Origin of the sequence: Streptomyces sp. WAC 06738, assembly GCF_003945505.1 — a bacterium.
In the GTDB taxonomy this organism is placed as follows: domain Bacteria; phylum Actinomycetota; class Actinomycetes; order Streptomycetales; family Streptomycetaceae; genus Streptomyces.
The window spans coordinates 6,009,158-6,036,079 of record NZ_CP029618.1 but is presented as its reverse complement, the minus strand read 5'-3'; the positions used below and the strand labels follow the sequence as shown (position 1 = coordinate 6,036,079).

The window sequence follows — 26,922 nt, the reverse complement described above, 5'->3', positions numbered from 1 at the left end:
TCCGGCACCATGGACGGCGTGAGCACCCCCTCCCTCCGCCGCACCCCCGTCCAGCAGCGCAGCGCCGAGCGGCTGGCCCGGATCCTCGACGCCTGCGCGGAACTCCTCGACGAGACCGGCTACGAGGAGCTGACGACCAGCGCCGTCGCCGACCGCGCGGGCGTGCCCATCGGCTCCGTGTACCGCTTCTTCCCCAACAAGCGCGCCCTCGCCGACGCGCTCGCCGCCCGCAACCTCGACGACTTCACCGGCCGCATCACCCGCCGGCTGGCCGCCGAGCCCGCACAGGCCGGCTGGCGGCGCATCCTGGACTCGATGCTGGCGGAGTACGTCGCGATGATGCGGACGGTCCCGGGCTTCGCGCAGGTGGACTTCGAGGCCAACGACCCGGTCGCGGCCCGGCTCTGCGCCATCCTCGCGGAGCGGCTCTCTCTGCCGGTGACGCCGTCGCTCCAGCGGTCGTGCCTGGTGGCGGTCGAGGCGGCCGACGCGCTGCTCCAACTCGCGTTCCGCGCCGACCCGGAGGGCGACGCGGCACTGCTGGCGGAGACCCGGACGCTGCTGCACGCGTACCTGTCGCGCACGCTGGACTGAGGGGGCGGGGGTCAGCCTCCCAGGGCCGCCTCCGCCTCCTTCCGGCGGCGCGGTGCCTCATGGCTCTCCACGTACCACTCGTACTCCCCGCCGACCAGCTCCCGCGCCAGCGCCAGGTCCGGGCCCGCCCCTTCCTCCCGCAGGTGGTACGGGGGCGGGTAGTAGCAGTCGCCGACGAAGAGCACGCCCTCCGACGGCACCCCGACCACCGTCGAGTCCGCGGCGTGTCCCCCGCCGACGTGCCGCAGCTCGGCCGTCACGCCCCCGAGCCGGATCTCGTGCCGGCCGGTGAACGTCTCGGCGGGCGGCACGATGCGCAACGAGTCCCAGCCGTCCTCCGCCATGGCGCGCAGCCGCGCCGTATAGCTCGGGACCAGCCGCGGGTCACGGGCCATCCCGGCCCGTACGTACGCCTCCGACCACGGCTTCTCCGCCTCCGCGCGGAGCGCTTCAGCCGTCAGCTCGTGCGCGGTCACCGGCACGGCCCACTCCTGCGCGCCCCAGACGTGGTCCCAGTGGTGGTGGGTGTAGACGAGGGCCCGCGCCTTCGGCAGGCCCGCGCCGCCGAGGGCGCCCGCGATCCGGCGGGCCAGCGCGGGGCTGTGACCGGCGTCGACGAGCAGGCAGCCGTCGTCGCCGGCGATCACCCCGACGCCCGCCTGCACCCGGTCCGGGTCCGGGTGGTGCGGCCACCACCACACCCGGTCCGTGATCCGCACCAGCCCCGGCACCGCTTCCGCCATGTGCCCGCCTCCCTCTCGCCGCCCGGCGCCGACAGGCCCGGGACCCGGACTATATGCCGGGCCGCGGCGCCCCCGGGGCCCCGGCGCTACGGAGCCTCCGCCGCCGCCAGCAGCGCCCCCGTCACCGCCGCGTACGCCGCACCCACCGGAAGCGACGGCTCCGCGGCGGCGGACTCCACGGGCCCCGCAAAGTCCCCGGCAGCCGGCTCCGGCACCAGCGTGTCCAGGTCCCCCACCACCCGGACCCCCGACTTCCTGATCCCCGCGACCATCTCCGCGCTCACCTCCGCCGCCGCCCGCCGCGCCCACGCGGGCGTGGCGATCCGCTCCGCGGGGTCCTTCGGCACGTGCGCCCCGCGCAGGCAGCGCACCAGGGCCTCGCGTACCAGCTTGCGTTCCGGCGCCGGGCGTTCGGCCCTGGCCAGCTCCCTGTTCACCAGGCGCAGCACCTCCACCTCCCCGGCGGTGAGCGAGCGGTTGGTGAACCCGTCCTGCTCCGGCTCCAGCAGCCCGTCCGGCAGCCCCAGCAGCCCCTCGAACGCGCGCAGGTGCGCCAGCGGTTCCGCCGGGTCGACGACGACCACCGTGAGCCGGTCGGCGCCGACGGCGTCCGCCCAGCGCGCCACCAGCTCGTCGTGCCGGTGCCGCCGCCAGAACGACGGCGTCGGCTTCCGGTACGGCGGCCTGCGCAGCATGCCGTCGAGCCACTTGTCGTACGTGTGCTGGTGGCCGGACTTGATGTACTCCTGCCACTGCGACGGCAGGATCTTCACCAGCGGCCGCAGCGTGACGACGACGTGCACCCGCTCCCCGCCGAGCCCGTCGACCACCGCGCGCACCGCAGCGGCGTCCGCGTTGGCGAAGCGCTCGCTGCTGACGACGACCCGGCGCCGCCGCCCCGCGCCCGCGACCTCCGCGCACAGCTTCTCCCAGTGCGCCATGCTCGGCGCCTCCAGGCTGTGCACGGGGGTCCCGCCGGCGATCGCGGCGGCGGCGTGCGCGGGCTGCCGGGAGGCGCCGGCGTACCGGACGCCGTGCGCGGCCAGCGCGCGCCGGCTGCGGTGGAACGCCCCCTGCAGCGTCGTGGTGCCGGTCTTGTGCGGCCCGATGTGCACCAGCCGGGTACCCGGCGGGAGCGCGCCCTGCCGCTGAGCCATCAGCCCCGCCCGCCCCGGCCCTTGAAGACCCCGCCGAGCCGCGCCATCGGCCGCTTGTCCATGGCCGCGACGCGCCGCTCGAGACCGGAGAGCCGCTTCTCCAGCCGCTCGACCTCGCCGGCCAGCTCGTCGTTGCGCTCCTTCAGCTCCGTGGCGCGGCGCACCGCGCCGTCCAGCCGCTTGCGGGCGATGTCCGCCCGCTCGTGCAGCCACGCGAAGCGGTAGGCGTACGCCCCGTCGTCGGAGCCGTCCCACATCCGGATCGAGGGCGGCAGGTCGAGATCGGCCATGCGCTTCTCGAAGGCGGCGCCGCCGTCGCCGTGGGTGTAGGTGTTCTTCAGGTCGTTGCGGTCGAGGAAGCGGACGAAGCGGTCCCAGCGCTCCTGGTGGCCGGTGTGCAGCCCGGAGAAGTCGGCGTTCTCGTACACCTTGGCCGGGTCCATGTCGGCGGGCTGGTCGGCCAGCATCTCGTGCGGGATGCCGAAGTAGCGGCAGAGTTCCAGGGTGCGCGAGTCGTGCACGAGCACGACGGCGGGGGTGCCGGCGAGCAGCGCGGCGATGTTGCCGTGGATGCGGGTGCCGAAGGCGAAGTCGCGCTCGCGCAGCTCGGCCATCCAGCCGTACGGGTCGGTGGGCACCCGCGTCTTGTCGTCGCGCAGCAGGCCGTGCGCGCCGGCGGTCGGCAGCTCCGGGTTCAGCCCCTTCTCCACCGACGTGTCGCCCCAGAAGAGCAGTTCCGCGTCGGTGAGGTTCTGGGCGTAGTACACGAGGTCGTCGAAGCGCTCGTACGCGCGCCGCGCGATCTCCGCGATCGGGCCGACGCGGGCGGCGTCCGGCGAGACGTTGATCGCGATCCGGGAGGCGTCGGTGATGCCGGCGTCGATCGTGCGGATCGCGGGGAAGGTGTCGCCGTGGAGGAACATCGACGGGCAGCCGATGATGTCGACGTCCTTGAAGCCGAGGTCGTTCAGGTAGCCGGCGGTCAGCTCGCCGCGTACGCCCACCGACGCGGACCGCTTGAGGACCGCCTTCATGAACTTCTTCACCGACGGCTCGATGGCCTTGAGCCGCTCGGTGTCGTAGTCGGCGGCGACCTGGGCACCGACGCCGATGACGACGACGGGGATGGTCAGTTGCTCGATGAGCCTGGTGAGCCGGTTGAGGGAGGCCTCGAACGACGGCCGGAAGGCGTTGGCGAGCGGGACGACGAAGGCGTCGTACTCCTCGTTGATCCGGGCGGCGCGCTCCTTGGAGTAGTCCGTCTTGATGCCGTTGGACGTGACGTCGGTGTCCGGGGTGAGGAGCAGTTTGTGGACGGCGTCGCTGAAGAGCAGGTTCCCGGAGTTGGTGCCGATGAGGTCCTGCTGGATGACCTCCGTCGTCGTCGGGACGTGGAAGGGGCTCTTACCTGAGCGGATGAGAAGGTGCTTCATGGTGGGGGCGGTTCCGTTCGTGTGGGGGTGCTGCGGAGTGGTACGGGACGGGGTTCAGAGCGCGGGACGGCCGATGGCGCGGAAGGTCCAGCCCGCGGCGCGCCAGGGCGCCGGGTCCAGGGTGTTGCGGCCGTCGATGAGGTGCGCGGTGGCTACGGCGCGGGCGAGCCGGCGCGGGTCGAGGTTGCGGAACTCGCTCCATTCGGTGAGATGCAGCACGACATCGGCGCTGCCGACCGCGTCCTCGGCGGAGTCCGCGTAGCGCAGCGTGGGGAACTCCCGGCGGGCGTTGTCCATGCCCTTCGGGTCGTAGACGGTGACCTGGCCGCCCTGGAGGTGGATCTGCCCGGCGACGTTGAGCGCGGGGGAATCGCGCACGTCGTCGGAGTCGGGCTTGAACGCGGCGCCCAGGACGGCGATCCGGCGGCCGAGGAAGGTGCCGCCGCAGGCTTCGCGGGCGAGTTCGACCATGTGGGCGCGGCGGCGCATGTTGATCGAGTCGACCTCGCGGAGGAACGTGAGCGCCTGGTCGACGCCGAGTTCACCGGCGCGGGCCATGAACGCGCGGATGTCCTTGGGCAGGCAGCCGCCGCCGAAGCCGATCCCGGCGCGCAGGAACTTCTTCCCGATCCGGTCGTCGTAGCCGATCGCCTCGGCCAGCTTCACCACGTCACCGCCCGCCGCCTCGCAGATCTCCGCCATCGCGTTGATGAACGAGATCTTCGTGGCGAGGAAGGAGTTGGCGGCCGTCTTCACCAGCTCGGCCGTGGGGTAGTCCGTGACCACGAACGGGGCGCCGTCGCCGACCGGACCCGCGTACACCTCGCGCAGCAGTTCCTCGGCGCGCTCGCTCGCCACCCCGACGACGACGCGGTCGGGGCGCAGGGTGTCCTCGACGGCGAAGCCCTCGCGCAGGAACTCCGGGTTCCAGGCCAGCTCGGCTTCCTCGCCCGCCGGGGCCAGCTCGGCCAGCCGGCGCGCCAGCCGGGCCGCGGAACCCACCGGCACCGTCGACTTCCCGACCACCAGGCACGGGCGGTCAAGCCGCGGCGCCAGGGTGTCGATCGCGGCGTCGACATAGCTCATGTCGCAGCCGTACTCGCCCTGCTTCTGCGGCGTGTTCACGCAGACGAAGTGCACGTCGCCGAAGGCGGCCACCTCGTCCCAGTCCGTGGTGAAGCGCAGCCGCCCGGTCGCGCCCTCGACCCCCGCGACGTGCTTGCGCAGCAGCTCTTCGAGACCCGGCTCGTACATCGGCACCCTGCCCGCCGACAGCAGCTCGACCTTCTCCTTGACGACGTCCAGGCCGAGCACCTCGAAGCCCAGCTCCGCCATCGCGGCGGCGTGCGTGGCACCGAGGTACCCGGTGCCGATCACAGTGATTCTCAACGACATCCGTGCAGGTCCTTCTGGTTATCGGCGGATACGGCGAAGGCCGCGCCTGGCGGCGCTCCGCAGCGGGTTGGTGGCGCCGCCCCGGCCTCCGGCGGAGGCGTCGGCGGGCGCCGGCTCGGGCGTGGGGGCGGCCGTCCCGGTGGCGGTGGACGCGCCGGACCCGGAGGAGTTCGGCCCGGTGGCGTCCTTCGCCGCCGCGGCGGCCTTGCTATCGTGCGCGGCCGCCTCGGCGGCGGCCCTGGTATCGAGCGAGGACTGCGCGAGCAGCGCGCCGATGACGGCCTGCGCCGCCGCGGCCGCGGGGATCGTCGCCTCGGCCGGCGGCGCGGCCGGTGCGCTCGGCCGCTTCGCCAGCGACGCCAGGTCGCCGACGACGTTGACGCCGAGCGCGGCGATGGCGGTCGTCATCTCCCCGGCCAGCTCCGTGGCCTCGGCCACCGCCCACTCCGGGGTGGTGACGCGGGCCTCGTCGCGGCCGGGCTGGTACTTGTCGCGCATCCGGCGCAGCGCCCCGGCGCGTACGACCTTGCCGTGCCGCTCCACGGACCAGCCGCGGCGGTGCGACTCCTCGTTGAGGAGCCGGACCAGCTCGGCCTCACCGTGGGTCATCGACCGGTTGTCGCGCTCGTCGTAGACGAGGAACCCGGAGGGCAGCCCGGCGAACTCCTCGAAGACGCGGAGCTGCATCTGCTGGTCGGACTCGTCCTGCACCAGGACGGTGAGGTTCTCCGGGCCGGCGGCCGCCGCCCAGCGGGCGATCAGCTCGTCGTGCCGGTGCCGACGCCAGAAGCTGGGCGTCGGCTCGATACACGGCTCCCGGTGGAACATGGCCTCCAGCCAGTCCTCGTACGACGAGCGCAGCCCGTTGCGCACGTACTGCTGCCACTGCGACGGCAGGATCTTCAGCAGCGGCCGCAGCGTGACGACCACGTGCACCCGCCCCCCGCCGCCGAGTTCCGCGACGACCTCGCGGGCGGCGTCGTCACCGGCGTTGGAGAAGTACTCGGTGCTGATGACCGTGCGCCGGTCGCCGGCCTCCTCGCACTGCCGGACCAGCCGCCGCCAGCGCTCCATGCCGGGGCGGTCGCGCTGCAGGAACACGTCCAGCTCTTCGCGTACGGGCGTGCCGGCGGGCCCCGGGAACTCCACCCCGATCTTGGCGAGCGCCGCCGCGACCGGCTGCCGCTTGCTGCCGGCGTAGACCACGTCGTACGCGGGCAGCCGGTCGCGGGCGCTGTGGAACGCGCCCTGCAGCGCGGTGGTGCCGGTCTTGTGCGGACCTATGTGGAGGAGGCGGCCGCCGCGTGGCACCGTGGGCACCAGCGACGGCGGCGTTGGCTGCGTCGGCATCAGAAGTCCTTCTCTCATCCGACGCTCTCCGGCAACTGGTCGTCCAGCCAGCCCGTGAGCGTCTGCATGTACGTCTCGGTGATGTGCTCACCGGCCCGGTAGACGATCACGTTGCCGATGACGGCCGGGCAGGTACCGTCCGGGCAGAGCTCGGGCCCGAGGTCGATGACGTCGACCCCGGTCCGCTTCGCCGCCTCCGTGGTGACCTGCTCGTAATCCAGCCCTTCGCGCAGCGGGAACGCGCAGTCGGTGAGTCGGTCGGTGGCTCCCGACACGCACGAGGGTATGTCCTGCGGCGGGTACGGGATGTCGGCGAACGCTGTGACGTCCGCCCCGTTCTCCTTCAGCTCGCGCAGCGTGGCCGCCATCCCGTCGCGCAGGGCGGCGGTGTTGTCGTCGCCGTCGAGCTTGTCGCCGCCGCGCATGGCCGCCTGGTCGTCGCGGTTGCCGACGAGGACGAGGTCGGCCTTCTCCGCCGCGATGCGCTCGACGGCGGAGGCGCGCCAGTCGTCGCACTCGGTGTAGTCGCGCTCGTACTGCCGGTTGTAGATGGTGACCTTGGCGGGCGTGCAGGCGGACTTGGTGAGGACCAGCAGCCGCCAGCCGCGCTCCTCGGCGATGGTGATGAGCGCCGGGGAGAACTGCGCGGCGTGCGAGTCGCCGAAGAGCGCGACGGTGGTGTCCGACTTCTTGTCGCCGTAGACGCAGCCCTCGGCCTCGGTGTCGCGCTGCCCGGCGTGGCAGCCGTTGCCGTACACCGCGCCCTCGTCGGCGTCGGCGTCCTCGGGCAGCGGGCTGAGCACGGAGGCGGACTCCTGGACCTTCGTGGAGTCCTGCAGCGCGGCGGCGCCGACGGCCTGCGAGGGGTCGGCGAGCTTCATGGTCGGTACGGTGGCCCAGGTGAGCCAGCCCAGCAGGGCGCCGGCGGCGGTGCAGGCGAGGCCGAGCACGAGGCCGCGGCCCACGGGCGCCAGCGCGCGCGAGACCCGTACCGGGTTCTCCACCAGCTTGTGGGTGAGCGCGGCGGGCACCCAGCTCGCCGCGACCACGACCGAGAGCTGTGCGGTGGTGATGCCGGGCCACTTGACGGTCGCGAAGGCGACGGCCGGCCAGTGCCACAGGTACCAGGAGTACGAGATGCGCCCCACGTACCGCATCGGCGCGGTGCCCAGCAGCTTCGCCCCGGCCGTGTCCTGCGCCGCGGCGCCGGCCGCGATGATCGCGGCGGCGCCCAGCACGGGCAGCGCGGCGGCGGAGCCGGGGAACGGGGTCTCGTCGGAGAAGCCGAAGGCGGCCACCGCGATGGCCGCGAGCCCGGCGAGGGCCAGCCCGCCGGCGAGCCGGCCCGGCAGCCGGCGCCAGGCGTCCGCGGGCACCAGCGCCACCAGCCCGCCGACGGCCAGCTCCCAGCCGCGGGTGAAGGTGGAGAAGTACGCGGCGCCGGCCTCCTGCTCCGTGAGGTGGACCGAGTACGCGAACGAGGCCACGGCGATGGCGCCGAGCGCGACGGCCAGCCGCGGGCGCACCGCCTTGCCGCCGCGGCGCGTGCACCACCAGCCGATGGCGATGATCAGCAGCGGCCAGACCAGGTAGAACTGCTCCTCGACCGCCAGCGACCAGAAGTGCTGTACGGGGCTGGCCTCGGCACCGAGCGCCGAGTAGTCGACGGCGAGCGACGCCTGCTGCCAGTTGACGACGTACAGCGCGGCCGCGGCCAGGTCCTTGGCGACCGTCTTCCGTTCCACCGGCGACATCAGCAGCCACGCCAGCAGCGCGACCGCCGCCAGCACGACGGCGGTCGACGGCAGCAGCCGGCGGGCGCGGCGCGCGTAGAACCCGGTGAGGGAGATCCGCCCGCTGCGCTCCAGCTCGCGCACCAGCAGCCCGGTGATGAGGAAGCCGGAGATGACGAAGAAGACGTCCACGCCGACGTAGCCGCCGGAGATGAGCGGGACGCCGGCGTGGTAGAGCAGCACCACCCCGACGGCGACGGCCCGCAGGCCCTCGACGTCGGGGCGGAACCCCCGGCCGGGGCCGGCCGCGCGCTGCGCGTCCGGCTGGGACCGGCGCTCGGTCGGATCGTGCGCTTCGAGCGCCGGGGCCTGCTGGCCGTGCATCAACCCTCCGGGTAACGGTGCTGGTGGTGTGGGGTACGCCTGCCGTGCCTTGCCGTCACTTGCGCGCGGCGAGCCGGCGCAGCACCGTGACGATGTTCCGGCCGGCCGGCGGTCCCGCGTCGGCCGGGGCGGGCTCGGCGGGGGTGACGGGCACGGTCCAGGCGAGGCTCCCGGCGCGTACGGTCACCCGCGGCGTGAAGTCGTCGCGGTGCTTGCGGGCCTCGCGCGGGAGCCGCAGCCGGGCGCGGTACTTCCGGGTGGCACCGGCGGCCTTGCCCGGGTGGGCGACGGCGGAGGCGACGACGCCGGCCGGGCCCTCGACGTCGAGCCGCACCGCGTCCGCGGGCAGCCCGGAGACGGTGGCGCGCACGTCGACGACGAGTTCGTCGCGGCGCGTCACGGGCTGGGCGGCGACGTCGAACCGCTTGGCCGCGTGGTGCTTGATCTCGCCCATCTCCAGGGTGAGGTGGCCGGTGGAGCGGATCGCGTAGAGGGTGACGACCTGGCCGGAGCCGGCGTGCTTGGGCGCGGCGTGCATCGCCGGCTGCTTGGCGAGGCCCTGGTTGTTCCGGTCGCCGAACCGGGTGACGTTGGCGTCGCCTGAGGCCAGCGAGAGGTCCCAGAGCGCCTCGGCCAGCGGCTCGCCGCCGCCCGCGGTCGCCGGGTCGATGTCCAGCCGGAAGTCCTGGTAGCCGGCGTCGTCGCGGGACTCGGCCACGGTGAGCGGCAGCCGGTGCTCGACGATGCCGCCGCGCTGCCTGAGCAGCATCTCCGGCGGGGCGCTCCAGCCGCCGGGCGCGGGCGCCTTGATCTTCCCGGCGAGGTGGACGACGCCGGTGGCGGGGTCCAGCTCCGCCCTGCCGACCCGGAACGGGATGGGCAGTTCGTCCGTGATGTCGTAGAACTCGTCGGGGATGTTCCTGGCCGGGTCGCGGAAGAACGGGAACCGGGCGTAGACCCGGCCGTTCTCCGTCAGGTGCTCCGCCTCGCGGTCGCCCAGCTTCTTGTGGTACTTCGACGCCGTGAGCAGGTCGTCGAGGTCGCCGCGGCGCACCAGCTCCATCAGCAGCCGCTCCACCGCCGACAGCCGGGCCGCCATGCCCTCGCTGTAGTACTCGTCGAAGAGCCGCCGCATGTCCTGGAACGCCTCGCGCTGGTCCGAGGCGTTCTTCTCGCGGCGCAACTGCCGGATGGTGTGCGGCAGGTCGATGGTGTAGTGCCGGGCCAGCAGGTGGTGGCGGCGCGGGCCCTCCGGCACGTACTCGCCGACCAGCTCGAACATCGCGCGCAGGAAGCGGATCCGCGGCGCGGTGCCCTTGGTGACGGAGGTGTTGTTGCCGCCGTCGTCGCGCTTGACCCAGTACACGCAGTCGTAGTCGGCGATCACGCTGATGCCGTCGGCGTTCAGGTACGCGGCGCTGGTGAACGGCTGGTCCTGGCCGACCCGCAGCTCGGGCCGGAAGCGGAGCCGGTGCTTCTCGACCAGCTCGCGCCGGAAGAGCTTCATCGGGTTCAGCGTCCAGTACACGCGGGAGCTGAACACGTCGGTGCGGGCCAGGTTCTGGTGGTACATGGACGTCGGGGCGTTGCGGCCGTTGACGCCGATCATCTTGCCGACGACCACGTCGGTGCCGTGGGTGTCCGCCAGGTGGACCATCCGCTCCAGCGTCTCGCGGCCGATGTAGTCGTCGGCGTCGAGGAAGAACACGTAGCGGCCGGTGGCCCGCTCCAGACCCACGTTGCGCGGGCCGGCCGGGCCGCCGGAGTTCTCCTGGTGGATGACGGTCAGCCCCGGGTTCTCGGCCGCGAGCCGGTCCAGTTCCGCGCCGGTGCCGTCGGTGGACCCGTCGTTGATGACGAGGATCTGGAGCCGGTCGGTGCCGATGGTCTGCTCCAGCACCGAGGTGACGCTGCGGGTGATGTAGGGCATCGAGTTGTACGCGCCCGTGATCACCGTCACGTCGGGTATGGGTCCGGCCGCGGCCGTGTCCGCAGGGGTGGTCATCGTGCGGGTCTCCTTCAGACGGCGCGCTCTAGATTGCGGCGCTCGGACTTCTCCGCCAGCGCGCGCACCGCCTCGCCGAAGCGGACGACGGAGGCGGGCTCGTCGGGTCCGAGCAGGTATTCCTTCAGCTCCTCGCGCGCACCGCGCAGCGGGTCGGCCGCGGGGTCGGGGACGGCGGCGAGCAGCTCGTCGATCCTCGCGGCGTCGGGGTCGAGGATGACCGCCGCCCGTACCGCGGTGTTCTGGCGCTTGAACTCCTGCTCCCCCAGGCCCGCCGAGTCGGTCACCGCGTACGGCTTGCCGCTGGCGATGAAGTCCGACACGACGCTGGAGATGTCCGAGACCATGCCGTGCGAGGCGTTGAAGCAGTCGTACAGCCGCGGCCGGTCGCCGGTGACGACGCGGTGCTCCCACCAGCCGAAGGAGCGCCAGTAGGCGTCGTTCCACTCCTCCTTCAGCCGGGCCGCCTCCGCCTCGCGGGCCGGGTCGACCACGGCGTCGCGGGAGGTCTGCGCCTCGTCCGCGCCGTCGTCGGTGAGCCGGCCGATCCGCTCCAACTGCGCCTCGATACGGGCCAGTTCGGCCCGCGCCGCCTCGCGCTCGCCCTGCTCGGCCGCGGCGGCGCGCACCCAGCGGGGGTCGGCGGCGCGTTCCGTCCGGGCCTGCTCGACCATGGCGACGATGCGCTCGTGGGCGGCCTTGGCGAGCGGGCTGACCATGCCGGTGAACGGGTGCGGCTTGTAGAGCACGCGCACCGGCGGGTCGGCGGCGAGCAGCCGGCGCACGATGTTCTCGCCGGCCAGGATGAGCGAGGTGTTGCCCGGGTCGTCGGTCCAGCCCTCCCACGTCGGCGCGTAGAGGATGGTGGGGATGCGGCCGGCGGCGGGCGCCTCGGCGGGGCGGATCGGCGCCAGTTGCGGGCGGCCGACCTCCACGATGGCGTCGTCGCGGACGCCGACGTCGGCCAGCGCGTAGCGGTCGCGCCCGGCCCGGCCCGCGGTCCACACCTCGTCGTAGACCTTGGCGTACGGGTTGATGCTGGCGACCTTGTCGCTGTCGCCGTGGCCGATGAAGACGTGCTTCATCGTGGGCACCCGCAGCAGGTGGATGTTCTTGCCGACGTTCGCCGGGTAGAGCGCGACCCGTACCGAGGCCAGGTCCATGTTCATCAGGTGCACCGCGGACGGCACGCAGGCCACCGGCACGGTGGTGGAGGCCAGCCCCGGCAGCGTGTGCTGCTCGCGCACGATGAGCAGCGGCCGCTCGTCCAGCTCCTCCAGCGTCTCCAGCCACATGTTGATCTGGTACGTGGACTCCTTGGTGCCGGAGAAGTAGAGCACCAGGGTCGGCCGGTAGGCGCGCAGCCACTCGTCGAACCACTCCAGCACCGCGTCCCGCTTCGGCGGCAGCGCGCCGGGCCGCAGGTGGTACGCCACCACGAGGATGTAGAGCAGCGTCAGGCCCAGCGTCACGCCCATGCCGGCGTAGCCGTACACGCCCCGCCCGGTCTCGGCGGCGACGAGCACGCCCGTGACGGCGAAGAGGTCGAGGTGCTGGACCTTCTCGGCGGCCCGGTGGGTGAGCACCCGCGGCGCGGCGTCGGAGATGCCGAGCGGCGCCAGGTCGATGTTGCGGGTGACGACGGGCAGCTTGCGGCGGTTGCGCAGCAGCGTCAGCAGCCCGCTGTGCGGCGCCTGGAGCGTCGCGATGAGGGCGAAGCAGGCGATGGCCTCGTAGCCGAGGGTGTCGCCCGTGACGCCCATCCGGGCCAGCAGCAGCACGAGCAGCAGTTGCCGCAGCATGAAGCGGAGCGTCAGGCCCGCGCGGGCCCGGGAGAGCCGGGTGAGCAGGTAGACGTTGCGGCGGTGCAGGAAGTGGTCGGAGAGGTAGCTCACGGCCGCCACCGCGGCGAACATGCCGAGGCTCGGGACCAGGGCGGCCACGAGCATCAGCGGGTACGAGACCAGCATCAGGGCGGCGGCGGCGAACTCCGCGGGGCTGCCGACCCGGACCAGGCGAAGGAGTGCTCCGGTCACCGCACACCCGCCTCTGCGCCGTCCTCGCTGCGGTCGAGCACGGCGGCCAGCGCGCGGTCCACGCGCGAGCCGCGGGTCGGATCCTGCTGTCGTACGTCGATGACGTGGCCGGTCATCTCCGAGAGCAGCACGTCGAGGGAGGTGCGGGCCACGGCCTCGGAGGCCAGCAGCGAACCGGCGGGCTCCTCGCCGAACGCCTTGGTGCGCATCGGGGTGGCGGTGCGCTCGGGGTTGATGCAGTTGACGCGGACGCCGTCGCCGGCCCACTCGTCGGCGAGCGCCTGGGTGAGGTTGACGACGGCGGCCTTGGTGGAGGAGTAGAGGCTGTACTCGGCGCGGCCGCGGGTGTAGCTGCTGGAGGTGTAGAGCAGGAGCTGGCCGCGGGTCTCGGCCAGGTACTTGTGGGCGATCCTGGCTATCTGCACCGGGGCGAGGTAGTTGACGCGCAGGGCCTCTTCGAGGGCGGCGTCGTCGGTCTCGGCGAGCCGGCCGATGCGGAGCACGCCGGCGGTGTTGACGACGTAGTCGACGCGGCCGGTCTCGTCGTAGGCGCGGCGCAGCGCCGCCTCGATGTCGGCGGGGTTCTCCACGTGGGTGCCGGTGGTGGAGCGGCCGAGCGGGTAGACGTGGGCGCCGTAGCCGCGGGCCAGCTCGCAGATGTCGCCGCCGATGCCGTACGAGCCGCCGAAGACGACGAGCGTGCGGCCCTCCAGCAGGCGGCGGTGGGCCTCCTCGTCGCTGTGCTCGGGGCGGAGGTGGAGGCGAGCTGGAAGAGCTTGTCGGCGATGAAGACGTCGACGGGGTGGGTGACCTTCATGTTGTACTCGTCGCCCGCGACCACGTGGATCGGCACGTCCGGCAGGTACTTCAGCACCACCGAGCAGTCGTCGGTGGCCTGGAAGTTCGGGTCGCCCGCGGCCACCTCGTACGCCCGCCGGATGGTGGAGAGCTTGAACGCCTGCGGGGTCTGCCCGCGGCGGAGCCGGGAGCGGTCGGGGACGTCGGTGATGAACTCGCCGTCCTCGCCGTGGCGCCGGGTGACGATGATCGTGTCGGCGGAGGGGATGGCGACGTCCACGGCCTGGTAGCGCTCCAGGGCGGTGACGCAGTCGGCGATGACGCGGGCCGAGAGCAGGGGGCGTACGGCGTCGTGGAAGAGGACGTTCGCGTCCTCGCCCTCGGCGAGGTCCGCGCCGATCTCGGCGATGGCGCGCTCGGTGGTCTCGTTGCGGGTGCCGCCGCCCTCCAGCACGCGGCGGACCTTCGTCAGCCCGGCCTTGGCGACGATCCGCTCGACGTCCTCGACGTAGCCGGGGGCCATGAGGACCAGGATCTCGTCGACGCCGTCGGCCTGCTCGAAGACCGTGAGCGTGTGCTCGATGACGGTCTTCCCGGCTATCTTCAGCAGTTGCTTGGGTATGGAGAGCCCCACGCGCTGCCCCGTACCGCCCGCGAGTACCACGGCGGTGGTTCGGATGGCCTGGCCGGACGTACTCTCTGTCGGCTCCGTGGGGGCGCCTGTCGACACTGCTGCTCCTGGTGGTGATCGTGAGCGTCAGCCGAATTCGGGGTGAATTCGGCTCGACTGGAAGACATCCGAATGATGCGCAAAGTTGTACCCGGTTACGAGCTGAGCACGAGATCGTCACCTCCCCGTGATCAGGAAGCCGGGTTGACCGCCCCCCGGCTGCCCCGGGCGAGCCATCCGAGGAGCGCCCGTGCGGGGTTCGCGCTCTCCACCCGTACGGCCTGCAAAGGCAGCTCCGACCTGCTGTTTCCCGCGATCCGCAGGGCGAGGTGCCAGGTGCCGGGCTGGGGCAGCCGGATACGGGCCGTGAACGCCGGCTTGCCGCCCGTGCCGGAGGCGGATGTGGCGGTGTTCACATGCTCGTTGGCGGGTGCGGGGACGGCGACCGTGACCGTACGCCCGTCGCTCTCGCGGGTCGCCGTCAGCTCCAGCGCCACCGCGGGCAGCCGGACGCGGCGCCGGCCGCGGACCGATAACACCCGGGAGTCCCGGCGGTCCTGGGCGACGGTGACGGACCCGGGCCGGATGAAGGAGCGGGCGCCGACCTGGCGGGTGACGTCGAAGACGTCGTCGGGCAGGCCGAGGCGGGAGTCGCGGAAGTACGGGTAGTGGGCGAAGACCCGGCCGCCCTCGACGGTGAAGTCGGCGGGCGCCAGCCAGCGCACCGGCTTCGCGCCGCCCGCGCGGTCGAGTGCGTCGCGGCGCTTGCCGATGTACCGGACGACCGCCACCGCCTCGTCGTACAGCCCGCGGCGCACCAGTTCGCCCTGGAGCCGCACGATCGCCGGGAGCTTGGCGATCGCCGTCTCGCTGTACCAGCGGGCGACGGGCTCGTGCAGCGCGGCGAACATCCGGCGGGAGCGCTCCGGGTCCTTCTCGCGCTGCACACCGCGCAGGGCACGCTGGAGGTTGACCCCGAAGAGGCGGGTGAGGAGGTGGTCGCGGCGGGGGCCCGCGGGGGTGTGCTCGCCGACGAGGGCGAACATCGCGGCGAGCGTGCCGGAGCCGCCGGGGCTGCCCGGGCCGCCCGGGGCGGTGCGGGGGGTCTTGCGGACGGTGGTGGTGAGGTTGCCGCCGTCGTCGCGGAGCACGTAGTACACGCAGTCGTACGAGGCGAGCACGGAGATCTTCGCCGCGTGCAGGTACGCCTTGGTGACGAAGATCTGGTCCTCGCCGGTGCGCAGTTCCTCGGGGAAGCGCAGCCCGTGCCGCTCGATCAGCTCGCGGCGGAAGAGCTTCATGGGGTTGAGCACCCAGAAGACCCGGGAGCTGTAGAGGTCGGCGTCGGGCTGGTCGCGCTTGAACATCGACGTCGGCGGCTTCCGGCCGCCGACGCCGACGAGCTTGCCGACGACGACGTCCGAGCCGTTCTCGTCGGCCATGGCGGACATCCGCTGGAGCGCCTCGGGGCCGAGGTAGTCGTCGGCGTCGAGGAAGAACACGTACCGGCCGCGGGCCAGCGCGATGCCGGCGTTGCGGGGGGCCGCGGGGCCGCCGGAGTTCTCCTGGTGCACGACGCGGACCCGCCCCGGGTGCAGCCGGGCGAAGCGGTCCAGCTCCTCGCCGGTGCCGTCGGTCGAGCCGTCGTCGACCGCGACGATCTCGACCGCCTCCGGCGGCAGGCTCTGCCCGAGCACCGATTCGACGCACCTGGTGAGGTACGGCATGGCGTTGTACGCGGCGATGACCACGCTGACGTGCGGCTGCTCCACTGGCCCCCCAGCCCGTTCTCGATGTCGTCCAAGGAGACCGGCCCGGGGGGCGAATGGTTGTCCTGTGTTTCCGTATTCGTAACGGGTTATTCAGACCTTGACGGGCTGCGACCCGGGCTCCAGCGGCGTGTCCGCGGGCTCTCCCGGCTGCTCCGCGGGCGCGGGCGCGTGGTCGTCCACCAGGGTCGCCTCGTCGAACGGCACCCGGCCGGCGAGGACCTGCTCGACGCGGTCCTTGTCGATCTCCTTGGTCCAGGTGCCGATGAGGACCGTGGCCACGGCGTTGCCCGCGAAGTTGGTCAGCGCCCGGGCCTCGCTCATGAACCGGTCGATGCCGACGATCAGGCCGACGCCGTCGACCAGTTCCGGCCGGTGCGACTGGAGCCCGCCGGCCAGGGTCGCCAGGCCCGCGCCGGTGACGCCCGCGGCGCCCTTGGAGGCGACGATCATGAAGACGAGCAGCGAGATCTGCTGGCCGATGGTGAGCGGGTCGCCCATCGCCTCGGCGATGAAGAGCGAGGCCATGGTGAGGTAGATGGCGGTGCCGTCGAGGTTGAAGGAGTAGCCGGTCGGCACGGTGATGCCGACGACGGGCTTGGAGACCCCGAGGTGCTCCATCTTCGCGATCAGCCGCGGCAGCGCCGACTCCGAGGAGGAGGTGGAGACGATCAGCAGGAACTCCCGGGCCAGGTACTTCAGCAGCCGGAAGATGTTGATGCCGGTGAAGAACTTCAGCACGAGGCCGAGCACCACGAAGACGAAGAGCGCGCAGGTGACGTAGAAGCCGATCATGATCATGGCCAGCGACTTCAGCGCGTCCACGCCGGTCTCGCCGACGACCGCGGCGATGGCGCCGAACGCGCCCACCGGGGCCACCCACATGATCATCGCGAGCACCCGGAAGACCAGCCGCTGGATGTGCCCGATGCCGGCCAGCACCGGCTCCCCGACCCGGCCCATGGCCTGCAGCGCGAAGCCGACGAGCAGCGCCACGAAGAGCGTCTGCAGCACCTCGCCCTCGGTGAACGCGGAGACCATGGTGTGCGGGATGATCCCGAGCAGGAACTCGGTGGTCGACTCCGCGTCGCCCGCGGCGGCCTGGTCGGCGCCCACGCTGCGGGTCTCGTCGGTGATGTGCAGGCCGTCGCCGGGCTGCACGATGTTGCCGACGACCAGGCCGATGGCCAGCGCGGCGGTGGACATCACCAGGAAGTAGCCGAGCGCCAGCCCGCCGACCGCGCCGACCTTGGCGGCCTTGCGGACCGAGCCGATGCCCAGCACGATCGTGCAGAAGATGATCGGCGAGATCATCATCTTGATCAGGTTGACGAAGCCCTCGCCGATCGGCTTGAGCTCCACGGCCGCGTCCGGCGCGGCGAAGCCGACGAGGACGCCGGCGAGCACGGCGACGATCACGGCGAGGTAGAGATAATGGGTGCGGTCCCGCTTCACGCGGCCCGCCACGGGGGTGGGTGCAGCCACGTCGCTGCCTCCTCACGGCTCGGTGTCCCTGCGGTCCCGGTGAATATGTCGGCCGCCGCGGACGGCGTCACCGTTGCGTTCATTTCGTTCACGTGACCGGTCCGGCGACACTGGAGCCATGCGCCTCCCCCGTCCCCGCAGCCTGGCCGGCCAGCTCTTCGCGATGCAGGTCGTGCTGGTCACGCTCATGGTGGCCGGGGCGGCGATCTTCATGTACGTGACGGCGCACGACCGCGCGGAGGAGGCGGCGGCCCGGCAGGCGGAGTCCACGGCGCGGTCGGTGGCGGCGGCGCCGGGGGTCGCCGAGGCGATCACCGGCGGCGGGAACCCGTCCGACGTCCTGCAGCCGTACACCGAGCGCGCCCGGCGGGACACGGCGGTGACGTTCATCACGATCATGGCCCCGGACGGCACCCGCTACACCCACCCCAACCCGGACGTGATCGGCGAGGCGTTCCTCGGCCACACCGCCCGCGCGCTGCGCGGCGAGACCTTCACCGAGACGTACACCGGCACGCTCGGCCCGTCGCTGCGCGTGGTCACGCCGGTACGGGCGGACGACGGGCGGATCGTCGGGCTGGTGAGCGCGGGGATCACCGTCAAGACGATCAGCGACGAGGTGCGGCGGCAGCTCATGCCCGTGCTGTACGTCGCGGTGGGCGCGCTGGCGCTGGCGGGGCTCGCCACGTACCTGATCAACGCCCGGCTGCGGCGGCACACGCACGGCATGAACGCCGGTGAGCTGAGCCGGCTGCACGACTACCACCAGGCGACGCTGCACGCGGTCCGCGAGGGCCTGCTCATGCTTGACGGCACCGGGCGGATCGCGCTGGTCAACGACGGCGCGCGGGAACTGCTCGGCGTGGGTTCCGGCGGCGAGGTCGTGGGCCGCCCGGTCGCGGACCTCGGGCTGCCGGCGCCGCTCACGGAGGCGCTGCTGTCGCCGGGGCCGCGGGTCGACGAGGTGCACCTGACCCGGGACCGGACCGTGGTCGTCAACACCTCGCCGGTCACGGGCGGCGAGCACCGCGGCACGGTCGTCACGCTGCGGGACGTCACGGAGCTGCAGACGCTCACGGGCGAGCTGGACTCGGCCCGGGGCTTCGCGGAGGCGCTGCGCTCGCAGGCGCACGAGTCGGCGAACCGGCTGCACGCGGTGGTCTCGCTGATCGAGCTGGGGCGGACGGAGCAGGCGGTGGAGTTCGCCACGGCGGAGCTGGAGCTGGCGCAGACGCTGACGGACCGGGTGACGGGCGCGGTGACGGAACCGGTGCTCGCGGCGCTGCTGCTGGGGAAGGCCGCGCAGGCGAACGAGCAGGGGGTGGAGCTGGTGCTGAGCCCGGAGAGCCGCATCGACGACGGCGTGCTCCCGCCGACGCTGCCGCCCCGGGACCTGGTGACGGTGCTGGGCAACCTGATCGACAACGCGGTGGACGCGGCGGCGGAGGGCGCGAGGACCCGGACGGCGTCCGGGATACGGGACACGGCGCAGCCGCAGGTACGGGTCACGGCGCTGGCGGCGGACGGGGAGCTGCTGCTGCGGGTGGCGGACGACGGCCCGGGGGTGGACCCGAGCCGCGCGGAGGAGGTCTTCGCCCGCGGCTGGACCACGAAACGCGCGGGCCCCGCAGGACGCGGCCTGGGCCTGGCCCTGGTCCGCCAGGCCGCCCGCCGCCACGGCGGCGAGGCGACGCTCACCGGCGCGGAGGCCGGCGGCGCGGAGTTCACCGTCCGCCTCCCGCTGGGCCCGCCGGACGCCCCGCGCCCGCCCGTGGGTCCGTCCGGCCCGCCGCCGCCTTCCGTGCCCCGCGCCCGTGCCGCGGAGCCGGATCCCACCGCACCCGCCCGGACCGCGAACCCGCCCGGACCACCCGAGCGTTCGGCTTCCCGGACCCGCGCCGGCCACCCGTACCCCCGCCGTCCCGCGGACGCCGACCGCCCGGGGGACCGGTGACCGCCCCCGGGCGCTCCGCGCCCATCCGGGTGCTCGTCGTCGAGGACGATCCCGTCGCCGCCGACGCGCACCGGCTCTACGTCGAGCGCGTGCCCGGCTTCGCCGTCGCCGGGGCGGCGCGATCGCGCGCCGAGGCAGCCAGGGTCCTCGACCAGGTGCCCGTCGACCTGATCCTCCTCGACCTCTACCTCCCCGACGGCCACGGCCTCGCCCTGCTCCGCTCGTTGCGTGCCGCGGGGCACGCCGCCGACGTCATCGCCGTCACCTCCGCCCGCGACCTGGCCGTGGTCCGCGAGGGGGTGTCCCTCGGCGTCGTGCAGTACGTGCTGAAGCCGTTCGCCTTCGCCACCCTGCGCGACCGCCTCGTCCGCTACGCCGAGTTCCACGCGGCCGTCGGCGAGGCCGGCGGCCAGGACGAGGTGGACCGCGCGCTCGCCGCGCTCCGCGCCCCGGCGCAGGCCGCGTTGCCCAAGGGGCTGTCGGGCCCCACCCTCGCCGCCGTCACCGACGCCCTGCGCCGGGCGGGCGACGACGGCCTCACGGCCACCGCCGCCGGCGAGGCCACCGGCACGTCGCGCATCACCGCCCGCCGCTACCTGGAGCACCTGGCGGAGACCGGCCACGCCGTCCGCGCCCCGCAGTACGGCCAAGTGGGCCGCCCCGAGCTGCGCTACCGCTGGTCCGGCTCCCGCCCCTGACGGCCCGTCACACGGCTCCACGCGAAAGCTTCCGGCCCGCCGGCGGCTGAAATCAGTCGGTACAGCACGGGAAACCGTCGGTACAACAACGTTGTCACCGATACGGGACAGCCCTTGTCAGAAGGATTGACCGGACATCCGGACAGCCGTACTTTCTCCGCATCCTCGCCCGAGCCGCAGGGAGGTCCCGCCGTGCACCGCCCCGTTTCCCCCATGCTCGCCACCGCGCTCACCGCCGTCCTCGCCGCCACCGCGCTCTCCGCCTGCGGAGACTCCGGCAGCGATCCGGACACGGTCAGAGTCCAGTTCAAGAAGTCCACCGACGCCAAGAACAAGATCTTCGACCGCGAGATCGAGGCGGTGAAGAAGGAGTTCGAGGAGAAGTTCCCCGGCAAGAAGGTCGAACTGATCCCCGTTCAAGTGCCGGACGAGCAGTACTACACCAAGGTCCAGCAGATGCTGCGGTCCCCCAAGACCGCCCCCGACCTGGTCTACGAGGACACCTTCCTCATCAACTCCGATATCGCCGCGGGGCTTCTCACCCCCCTCGACGACTACCTCAAGGACTGGAAGGACTGGGGCCAGTACATCGACACGGCGAAGACCGCCGCGCAGGGCCAGGACGGCAAGACGTACGGCGTCCCCGACGGCACCGACACCCGCGGGCTCTGGTACAACAAGGACCTCTTCGCCGAGGCCGGACTCCCCACCGACTGGCAGCCGAAGACCTGGGACGACGTCCTGGAGGCCGCCCGCACCATCAAGCGCGAGCTGCCCGGCGTCATCCCGCTGAACGTCTACACCGGCAAGCCCGCGGGTGAGGCGGCGTCCATGCAGGGCTTCGAGATGCTGCTGTACGGCACGGGCGAGGACCCGCTGTACGACCCGGGGTCGAAGAAGTGGGTCGCCGGCAGCCAGGGCTTCACCGACGCCCTCGACTTCGTGCACACCGTCTACAACGACGGCCTCGGCCCCGACCCGCAGGACGCCCTCGACCCCAACGTCGGCACCAAGGTCGGCACCGAGTGGCTGCCCGAGGGCAAGCTCGCCATCGACCTCGACGGCTCCTGGATGTCGAACAACTGGCTGGAGACCGGCCCCAAGCCGTGGCCGGAGTGGACCGAGGTGCTCGGCCAGGCCGCCATGCCCACCCAGAACGGCCAGGCGCCGGGACGGGTCAGCATGTCCGGCGGCTGGGCCTGGTCCATCCCCGCCAAGGCCAACAACCCCGACTTGGCCTTCGAGTTCATGAAGGTCGCCCAGTCGCGGAAGAACAACACCCGGCTGACCATCGCCAACGGCCAGATCGCCGTCCGCGAGGACGTCGCCGCCGACCCGGAGTACCAGGCGTACGTCCCGGGCGTCGAGTTCTTCACCGGCCTGGTCGAGGACACCCACTACCGCCCGGCGCTCCCGGTCTACCCGCAGGTCTCCACCGCCATCCAGGAGGCCATGGAGCAGGTGACCACCGGCGACGCCTCCGCCGAGGAGGCCGCCAAGGGCTATGACGAACAGCTCGATTCGATCACCGACGGCGAGGTGGTCGAGAAGTAGCCGCCCGAGCAGCCCGAGAGGCCATGGTGAGCAAGCACACCCCCGCCCCCGCCGGGCCCCGGGACGCCGCCGCCGGAGCGGCGCGCGTCCCCGGCCAGGCGGGCGGCGGCCGCCGCACCGGACCGGGGAAACACCCGCAGCCGCCCAGCTCCGTGCTGCGCGCGCTGCTGCGGGCGCTGCCCGTGGGTCCTTCCGTCGTCCTGATGCTGCTGTTCCTGGCGGGCCCGATCGCGTACTGCGTGTGGATCGCCTTCACCGACCTGCAGTTGTCGGGCCAGGCCGAGTCGTCGTTCGTCGGCCTGGAGAACTTCCGCACCGCCTTCGACGACGAGGGCTTCGTCAACGCCGTCTGGCTGACGCTGGTGTTCACGATCCTGTCGTCGATCGTCGGCCAGAACACGCTCGGCCTCGCGCTCGCGTCGCTGATGCAGCGGGCCTCGAAGACGGTACGCACCGTCACCGGGGCCATCGTCATCACCGCCTGGGTCGTGCCCGAGGTCGTCGCGGGCTTCCTGCTCTACGCCTTCTTCCGCCGCGAGGGCACGCTCAACTCCGTGCTGGACTGGCTCCATCTGCCCAGCCAGAACTGGCTGTACACGCTGCCGATCCTGGCCGTGTCGTTCGCCAACATCTGGCGCGGCACGGCGTTCTCGATGCTCGTCTACTCCGCCGCGCTCTCCGAGATCCCGAAGGAGATCACGGAGGCGGCGGAGGTGGACGGCGCGGGCGGCTGGCGGAAGCTGTGGCACGTCACGCTGCCGATGATCCGGCGCTCGATCGCCACCAACCTGATGCTCAACACCCTGCAGACGCTCTCGGTCTTCGGGCTGATCTGGGCGATGACCCGCGGCGGCCCGGGCGACCGCAGCCAGACGCTGCCGCTCTTCATGTACGAGCAGGCGTTCAAGAACAACCTGCTCGGCTACGGCACGGCGGTGGCCCTGCTCCTGCTGCTGGTGGGCGCCCTGTTCTCGCTGGTGTACATGCGGATGCTGCGTACGGAGGTATGAGCGATGCCCACGTCCACGCTCACCCGCGGCACCCCGCCGCCCGGCCCTCCGGCGCCCCGCGGGCGCCGTCCGCGCCGGGGACCCGGCGCGCGCCGGAACAGCCGGCGGCTGGCGGCCGACCTGTGCCTGCTGCTGGCGGCGCTGGCGTTCGTGCTGCCGCTGGCCTGGCTGCTCTTCTCGTCCGTCGACGCGGACTCGGGCCTCACCGCCCGGCCGCCCACGGACGTCACCTGGGAGAACTTCGACGCGGTGATGACCACGGACATCACCTTCCGCCCGCTGCTCAACAGCCTGATCCTGTGCGGTTCGGCGACGGCCATCACGGTCGTCGCGGCGGCCCTTGCGGCGTACCCGCTCTCGCGCTACAGCTCACGGCTGAACCGCCCGTTCATGCTGACGATCCTCTTCACCACCAGCCTGCCGATCACCGCCATCATGGTGCCGGTCTACGGCCTCTTCGTGCAGATCAACCTCATCGACACGATGTCCGGCACGGCGTTCTTCCTGGCCAGCTCGCAACTGCCGTTCGCGATCTGGCTGATGAAGAACTTCATGGACGGGGTGCCGAAGGTGCTGGAGGAGGCGGCCTGGACGGACGGCGCGTCGTCGATGCAGGCGCTGGTGCGGGTCATCCTGCCGCTGATGGGCCCGGGTGTCGTGGTGGTGACGGTCTTCTCGTTCATCATGATGTGGGGGAACTTCTTCGTCCCCTTCATGCTGCTGCTCAGCCCGGACCAGATGCCCGCTTCCGTCTCGATCTTCGAGCTCTTCGGCAACATGGGCTCCGTGGTCTACGGGGAGCTGGCCGCCTTCTCGATCATCTACTCGGCGCCCGCGGTGCTGCTGTACGTGCTCATCGCCCGCCGCCTCGGCGGCGGCTTCGCCCTGGGCGGTGCGGTGAAGGGCTGACGGTGCGGTGCGGGGGTGCGGTGAAGGGCGGGCCGGGGCCTGGCCCGCCCTCCACCGCCGCCCGCGGCGGCCGCGCGACGCGCCCGGCGGGAAACCCCGCCGGGCGCGTCCCGTACGGCCACGGGGACGGACCCGCGAGGCGGGTGTCAGCCGCCGATGTTGACGTCGATGCAGGCGTAGAAGGCGTTGCCGGTGTCGGCCACGTTCCACACGGCGAGCACCTTCTGCTTGCCGGTGATCCCGCCGAAGTTCACGGAGTGGCTGAACTCGGCCGGCGGCTGAGCGCCGCCGTCGTCGAACTCCGCGACCTTCTGGCCGCCGACGAAGTACTGCCAGGTGCTGGTGGAATGCCGGGCAGTGATCTTCCAGTTGAACGTCGTGGTGCTGCCGACGTCCGTGACCTTCCAGCCCTTGCTGTCGTCGTCCAGCTCGGCGAAGCCCTGGTTGCCGCCGCTGCAGCTCGTCAGGCCCTTCGGCCCCTCGACGCTCTGCGGCTCGTACTTGATGGCGCCGCACTCGACGACACCCTTCGCGCACTGCTCCTGGCGGCTCGGCGGGTTGGTGATCCAGCCGTGCGCGTTCGCCTGCTGGGTGGGCAGGGCGAGGAGCAGCAGCGGGGCCACGCCGGCGCCGACGAAGGCGGCACGGGTGGCGCGGGCGGCGCGTTTGCGGGCAGGCTTGGTGCTGCGGTGCATACAACACTCCTTGCGTGGGGGGTAATTGGTCTAGACTTTAGTCATTGGCCGTCCACCGTCAACCCCTCCGGCCCCACCCGTATCCCGGTGCAGCTTCGGCGGAACGCACGGTTGATAACGGGGTGCGCCACTACCTACGGTGACGGTGTGACGACACAGGTGCCCGGCCCCGGCGCCGGCCCGCCGGAACATCCGCCACCCTTCGACCCCGCGGCGGCCCGCCGATTACGCCGCGCCCTGGGCCTGGGTCACGACCACGTCGCGTACGGCATGCGCGCCGCGTACGGCCTGGCCGTACCCGCCGCCGCGGTCGCCGACTGGGAGAAGGGCCACGCCCGCCCCACCCGCGTCGAACTCGACGCCCTGGCGGGCGCCCTGTGGTGCACGCCGGCCGACCTGATGGACACCCCCACGTCGCTCCACGCCCACCGCCGCGCCCACGGCCTGCCCCTGGACGACGTGGCCCGCCACATCGGCATGGACCCCGCCACGTACCTCAGCGCGGAGCGCACCGGCCGCTGGCCCGGCACCGAGTCCCAGGCCACCCGGCTCGCCCACCTCCTCCGCCTCCCGCTGCCCGACCTGCTGGACCTCACCGGCCGCAGCGAACCCCTGGCCCGCCACCTCCGCGACGCCGCCACCACCCGCTGGCAGCCCCAGGTCCGCCCGGTGGCCCGCCTCACCCGGTTGCCCCGCCGCCCCCTGGAACGCGCCCTGAGCGCCCTCCACGAGGAGTACCAGACCCGCAGCGCCGCGGCCCGCAACTGGGGCGAGGACCCCCGCCGGAATCCGCGGCGGGAGTGACGACGTACCTGCAGCAGGTGCTCCCGCGCTTCTGGGAACTCCTCCGCAGCTGACGGCGGCCGGCCCGACCGCCTCCGGCCGCCTGACCTCGCGGGAGGCCCCGCGACCCCGGCGTGGCGTAGCCTCGGCGGGACGGCCGGGGTCCGCGCCGCGGGCGCCGGACCGGGCCGACCGCCCTCCTGCCGCATCCGCATCCCTGGGGGTTCCGACGGACACCGAACTGACCGCCGTCGCCGGAGAGACCCTCAGGACGGCGCGGCTCGACCTGCTGCCGCTCCGCGTCGGGCACGCCGACGAGATGGCCGGGGTGCTCTCCGACCCCGCGCTCTACGCGTTCACCGGCGGCTCGCCGCCCGCGCTCGGCGAACTGCGGGCGCGCTACGCGCGGTTGGCCGCCGGCGCGCCGGGGGGCGGGACCGTGTGGGGGAACTGGGTGCTGCGGGTGCGGGCGGACGGAGGGCTCTGCGGATACGTACAGGTGACGATCCGGGAGGAGGTCGCCGAGGTCGCCTGGGTGGTGGGGACGCCGTGGCAGGGCCGCGGCTACGCCGGTGAGGCCGCCCGGGGACTCGTCGCGCGGCTGCGGAGGCTGCCGTTGCGCGCCGTCGTCGCGCACGTCCACCCCGGCCACCGCGCCTCCGCCGCCGTCGCGGCGTCGGCGGGCCTGGTGCGCACGGATCTCGTCCAGGACGACGAGGCCGTCTGGCGCCTCGACCTCACCTCACCGCCCCCGCCCCCGGCCGCCGCCGGCTAGCGGCCGATCACGTCCAGCTCCGCCATGTCCGCCCCGGAGAGCGCGAGTCCGGCCCCCGCCGTGTTCTCGCGCAGGTGCGCCACCGACGACGTACCGGGAATGAGGAGGATGTTCGGCGACCGCCGCAGCAGCCACGCCAGCGCGACCGCCATCGGCGTCGCGCCCAGCCGCGTGGCCACGGCGGAGAGCGCCGTGGACTGCAACGGGGTGAAGCCGCCGAGCGGGAAGAAGGGCACGTAGGCGATGCCCTGGGCGGCGAGTTCGTCGATCAGGTCGTCGTCCTGGCGGTGGGCGAGGTTGTACATGTTCTGTACGCACACCACCGGCGCGATCGACCGGGCCTCGGCGACCTGCCCGGCCGTCGCGTTGCTCACCCCGAGGTGCCGGATCAGGCCCTGCCGTCGCAGCTCCGCCAGGGTCTCGAATGCCTCGGCGAGCGAGCCGGGCCTGGGCCCCTGCGCGTCGCCGAGGCGGAGGTTGACCACGTCGAGGGCGTCGAGGCCGAGGTCGTCCAGGTTCTCGCGGACTGACGCGCGCAGTTCCTCGGGGCGCCGGGCCGGCGGCCAGCCGCCCTGCGCGTCGCGGACCCCGCCGACTTTGGTCACGATGTGCAGGGACGCGGGGTAGGGGTGCAGGGCCTCGCGGATGAGCTGATTGGTGACGCGCGGCCCGTACGCGCCGGCGGTGTCGATGTGGGTGATCCCGAGGGCCACCGCCTCCCGCAGGACGGCGAGTGCGCCGTCGCGGTCGGCGGGCGGCCCCATGACCCCGGGTCCCGCGAGCTGCATGGCGCCGTAGCCGACGCGGGTGACGGTCAGATCGCCGAGGGTCCAGGTGCCGCCGGGAGGCGGGGCGGAGGGGGTGTGCATGGCTGTGCCTTCGCTGTCGGGGCGGTGGCGGGCCGTCCGGCCCGTCGCCGCTGATGCTCGCGCGCCTGCGAGCGGCGCGGCCAATACCGACACGACCGCCCCTCATACCCGGCGGGTATCACC

Annotated in this window: 20 protein-coding genes and 1 pseudogene; 8 read left to right on the top strand and 13 right to left on the bottom strand. The window is 72.9% G+C overall.

The window, feature by feature from the left end; translation table 11 throughout:
- Positions 1-9 precede the first annotated feature (9 nt).
- Complete coding sequence (locus DMB38_RS26665; RefSeq protein ID WP_125939297.1) at positions 10-594, top strand: TetR/AcrR family transcriptional regulator; 585 nt, start codon at positions 10-12, stop codon at positions 592-594.
- 11 nt (positions 595-605) lie between these two features.
- Here DMB38_RS26665 and DMB38_RS26660 read toward each other — a convergent pair whose 3' ends face one another.
- From DMB38_RS26660 to DMB38_RS26610, 11 genes and pseudogenes are all read right to left on the bottom strand, one after another.
- Positions 606-1,337, bottom strand: a complete 732-nt coding sequence (locus DMB38_RS26660; protein ID WP_125937282.1) for an MBL fold metallo-hydrolase — start codon at positions 1,335-1,337, stop codon at positions 606-608.
- Positions 1,338-1,423: 86 nt separating this feature from the next.
- Complete coding sequence (locus tag DMB38_RS26655; RefSeq protein WP_125937281.1) at positions 1,424-2,494, bottom strand: hypothetical protein; 1,071 nt, start codon at positions 2,492-2,494, stop codon at positions 1,424-1,426.
- Positions 2,494-3,927, bottom strand: coding sequence for a polysaccharide pyruvyl transferase family protein (locus DMB38_RS26650; RefSeq protein ID WP_125937280.1), 1,434 nt, complete (start codon positions 3,925-3,927; stop codon positions 2,494-2,496). Before DMB38_RS26650 ends, DMB38_RS26655 begins: the two co-directional genes overlap by 1 nt.
- Positions 3,928-3,981: 54 nt before the next feature.
- Positions 3,982-5,322 carry a UDP-glucose/GDP-mannose dehydrogenase family protein gene (locus tag DMB38_RS26645; protein ID WP_125937279.1) on the bottom strand — a complete coding sequence of 447 codons (1,341 nt, stop codon included), beginning with the start codon at positions 5,320-5,322 and terminating at the stop codon, positions 3,982-3,984.
- A gap of 18 nt (positions 5,323-5,340) precedes the next feature.
- Entirely contained in the window at positions 5,341-6,672 is a 1,332-nt protein-coding gene (locus tag DMB38_RS26640; protein WP_125937278.1) for a hypothetical protein, read from the bottom strand.
- Positions 6,673-6,686: 14 nt separating this feature from the next.
- Positions 6,687-8,789, bottom strand: a complete 2,103-nt coding sequence (locus tag DMB38_RS26635; RefSeq protein ID WP_125937277.1) for an acyltransferase family protein — start codon at positions 8,787-8,789, stop codon at positions 6,687-6,689.
- Between the two features lie 55 nt (positions 8,790-8,844).
- Positions 8,845-10,794 carry a glycosyltransferase family 2 protein gene (locus DMB38_RS26630; RefSeq protein ID WP_125937276.1) on the bottom strand — a complete coding sequence of 650 codons (1,950 nt, stop codon included), beginning with the start codon at positions 10,792-10,794 and terminating at the stop codon, positions 8,845-8,847.
- Between the two features lie 14 nt (positions 10,795-10,808).
- Positions 10,809-12,830, bottom strand: coding sequence for a hypothetical protein (locus DMB38_RS26625; protein ID WP_125937275.1), 2,022 nt, complete (start codon positions 12,828-12,830; stop codon positions 10,809-10,811).
- A pseudogene (locus DMB38_RS26620) lies at positions 12,827-14,307 on the bottom strand (bifunctional cytidylyltransferase/SDR family oxidoreductase). The gene DMB38_RS26625 and the pseudogene DMB38_RS26620 overlap by 4 nt, the downstream one beginning before the upstream one ends.
- A gap of 182 nt (positions 14,308-14,489) precedes the next feature.
- The gene (locus DMB38_RS26615; protein ID WP_240662486.1) at positions 14,490-16,070 is read right to left on the bottom strand and encodes a glycosyltransferase family A protein; all 1,581 of its coding nucleotides are present in this window, start codon (positions 16,068-16,070) and stop codon (positions 14,490-14,492) included.
- Positions 16,071-16,160: 90 nt separating this feature from the next.
- Positions 16,161-17,534 (bottom strand): cation:dicarboxylase symporter family transporter, encoded by a 1,374-nt coding sequence (locus DMB38_RS26610; RefSeq protein WP_125939295.1) that lies wholly within the window; start codon positions 17,532-17,534, stop codon positions 16,161-16,163.
- A 136-nt stretch (positions 17,535-17,670) separates the two neighbouring features.
- Here DMB38_RS26610 and DMB38_RS26605 point away from each other — a divergent pair, with 136 nt between their 5' ends.
- The 5 genes from DMB38_RS26605 (at position 17,671) to DMB38_RS26585 (ending at position 23,677) form a co-directional block, all read left to right on the top strand.
- Complete coding sequence (locus DMB38_RS26605; RefSeq protein ID WP_240662485.1) at positions 17,671-19,506, top strand: sensor histidine kinase; 1,836 nt, start codon at positions 17,671-17,673, stop codon at positions 19,504-19,506.
- Entirely contained in the window at positions 19,503-20,204 is a 702-nt protein-coding gene (locus DMB38_RS26600; RefSeq protein WP_125937274.1) for a response regulator, read from the top strand. The genes DMB38_RS26605 and DMB38_RS26600 overlap by 4 nt, the downstream gene beginning before the upstream one ends.
- Positions 20,205-20,417: 213 nt before the next feature.
- Entirely contained in the window at positions 20,418-21,758 is a 1,341-nt protein-coding gene (locus tag DMB38_RS26595) for an ABC transporter substrate-binding protein (protein ID WP_125939294.1), read from the top strand.
- 203 nt (positions 21,759-21,961) lie between these two features.
- Positions 21,962-22,768, top strand: a complete 807-nt coding sequence (locus tag DMB38_RS26590) for a sugar ABC transporter permease (protein WP_240662756.1) — start codon at positions 21,962-21,964, stop codon at positions 22,766-22,768.
- Positions 22,769-22,771: 3 nt separating this feature from the next.
- Positions 22,772-23,677, top strand: coding sequence for a carbohydrate ABC transporter permease (locus DMB38_RS26585; RefSeq protein ID WP_125937272.1), 906 nt, complete (start codon positions 22,772-22,774; stop codon positions 23,675-23,677).
- Between the two features lie 146 nt (positions 23,678-23,823).
- On the opposite strand, the gene DMB38_RS26580 is transcribed toward DMB38_RS26585, so the two are convergent.
- Positions 23,824-24,372 carry a lytic polysaccharide monooxygenase auxiliary activity family 9 protein gene (locus tag DMB38_RS26580; protein WP_125937271.1) on the bottom strand — a complete coding sequence of 183 codons (549 nt, stop codon included), beginning with the start codon at positions 24,370-24,372 and terminating at the stop codon, positions 23,824-23,826.
- Between the two features lie 147 nt (positions 24,373-24,519).
- Between DMB38_RS26580 and DMB38_RS26575 the strand changes: the two genes are divergently transcribed.
- Both DMB38_RS26575 and DMB38_RS26570 read left to right on the top strand, forming a co-directional pair.
- Positions 24,520-25,176 carry a helix-turn-helix domain-containing protein gene (locus tag DMB38_RS26575; protein ID WP_240662484.1) on the top strand — a complete coding sequence of 219 codons (657 nt, stop codon included), beginning with the start codon at positions 24,520-24,522 and terminating at the stop codon, positions 25,174-25,176.
- A 220-nt stretch (positions 25,177-25,396) separates the two neighbouring features.
- Positions 25,397-25,930: a GNAT family N-acetyltransferase gene (locus DMB38_RS26570; RefSeq protein ID WP_125939293.1), complete on the top strand. Its 534-nt coding sequence runs from the start codon at positions 25,397-25,399 to the stop codon at positions 25,928-25,930.
- Here the strand turns inward: DMB38_RS26570 and DMB38_RS26565 are convergent.
- The gene (locus DMB38_RS26565) at positions 25,927-26,799 is read right to left on the bottom strand and encodes an aldo/keto reductase family oxidoreductase (protein WP_125937270.1); all 873 of its coding nucleotides are present in this window, start codon (positions 26,797-26,799) and stop codon (positions 25,927-25,929) included. The two genes, DMB38_RS26570 and DMB38_RS26565, sit on opposite strands and share 4 nt — an antisense overlap.
- Positions 26,800-26,922: the final 123 nt, after the last annotated feature.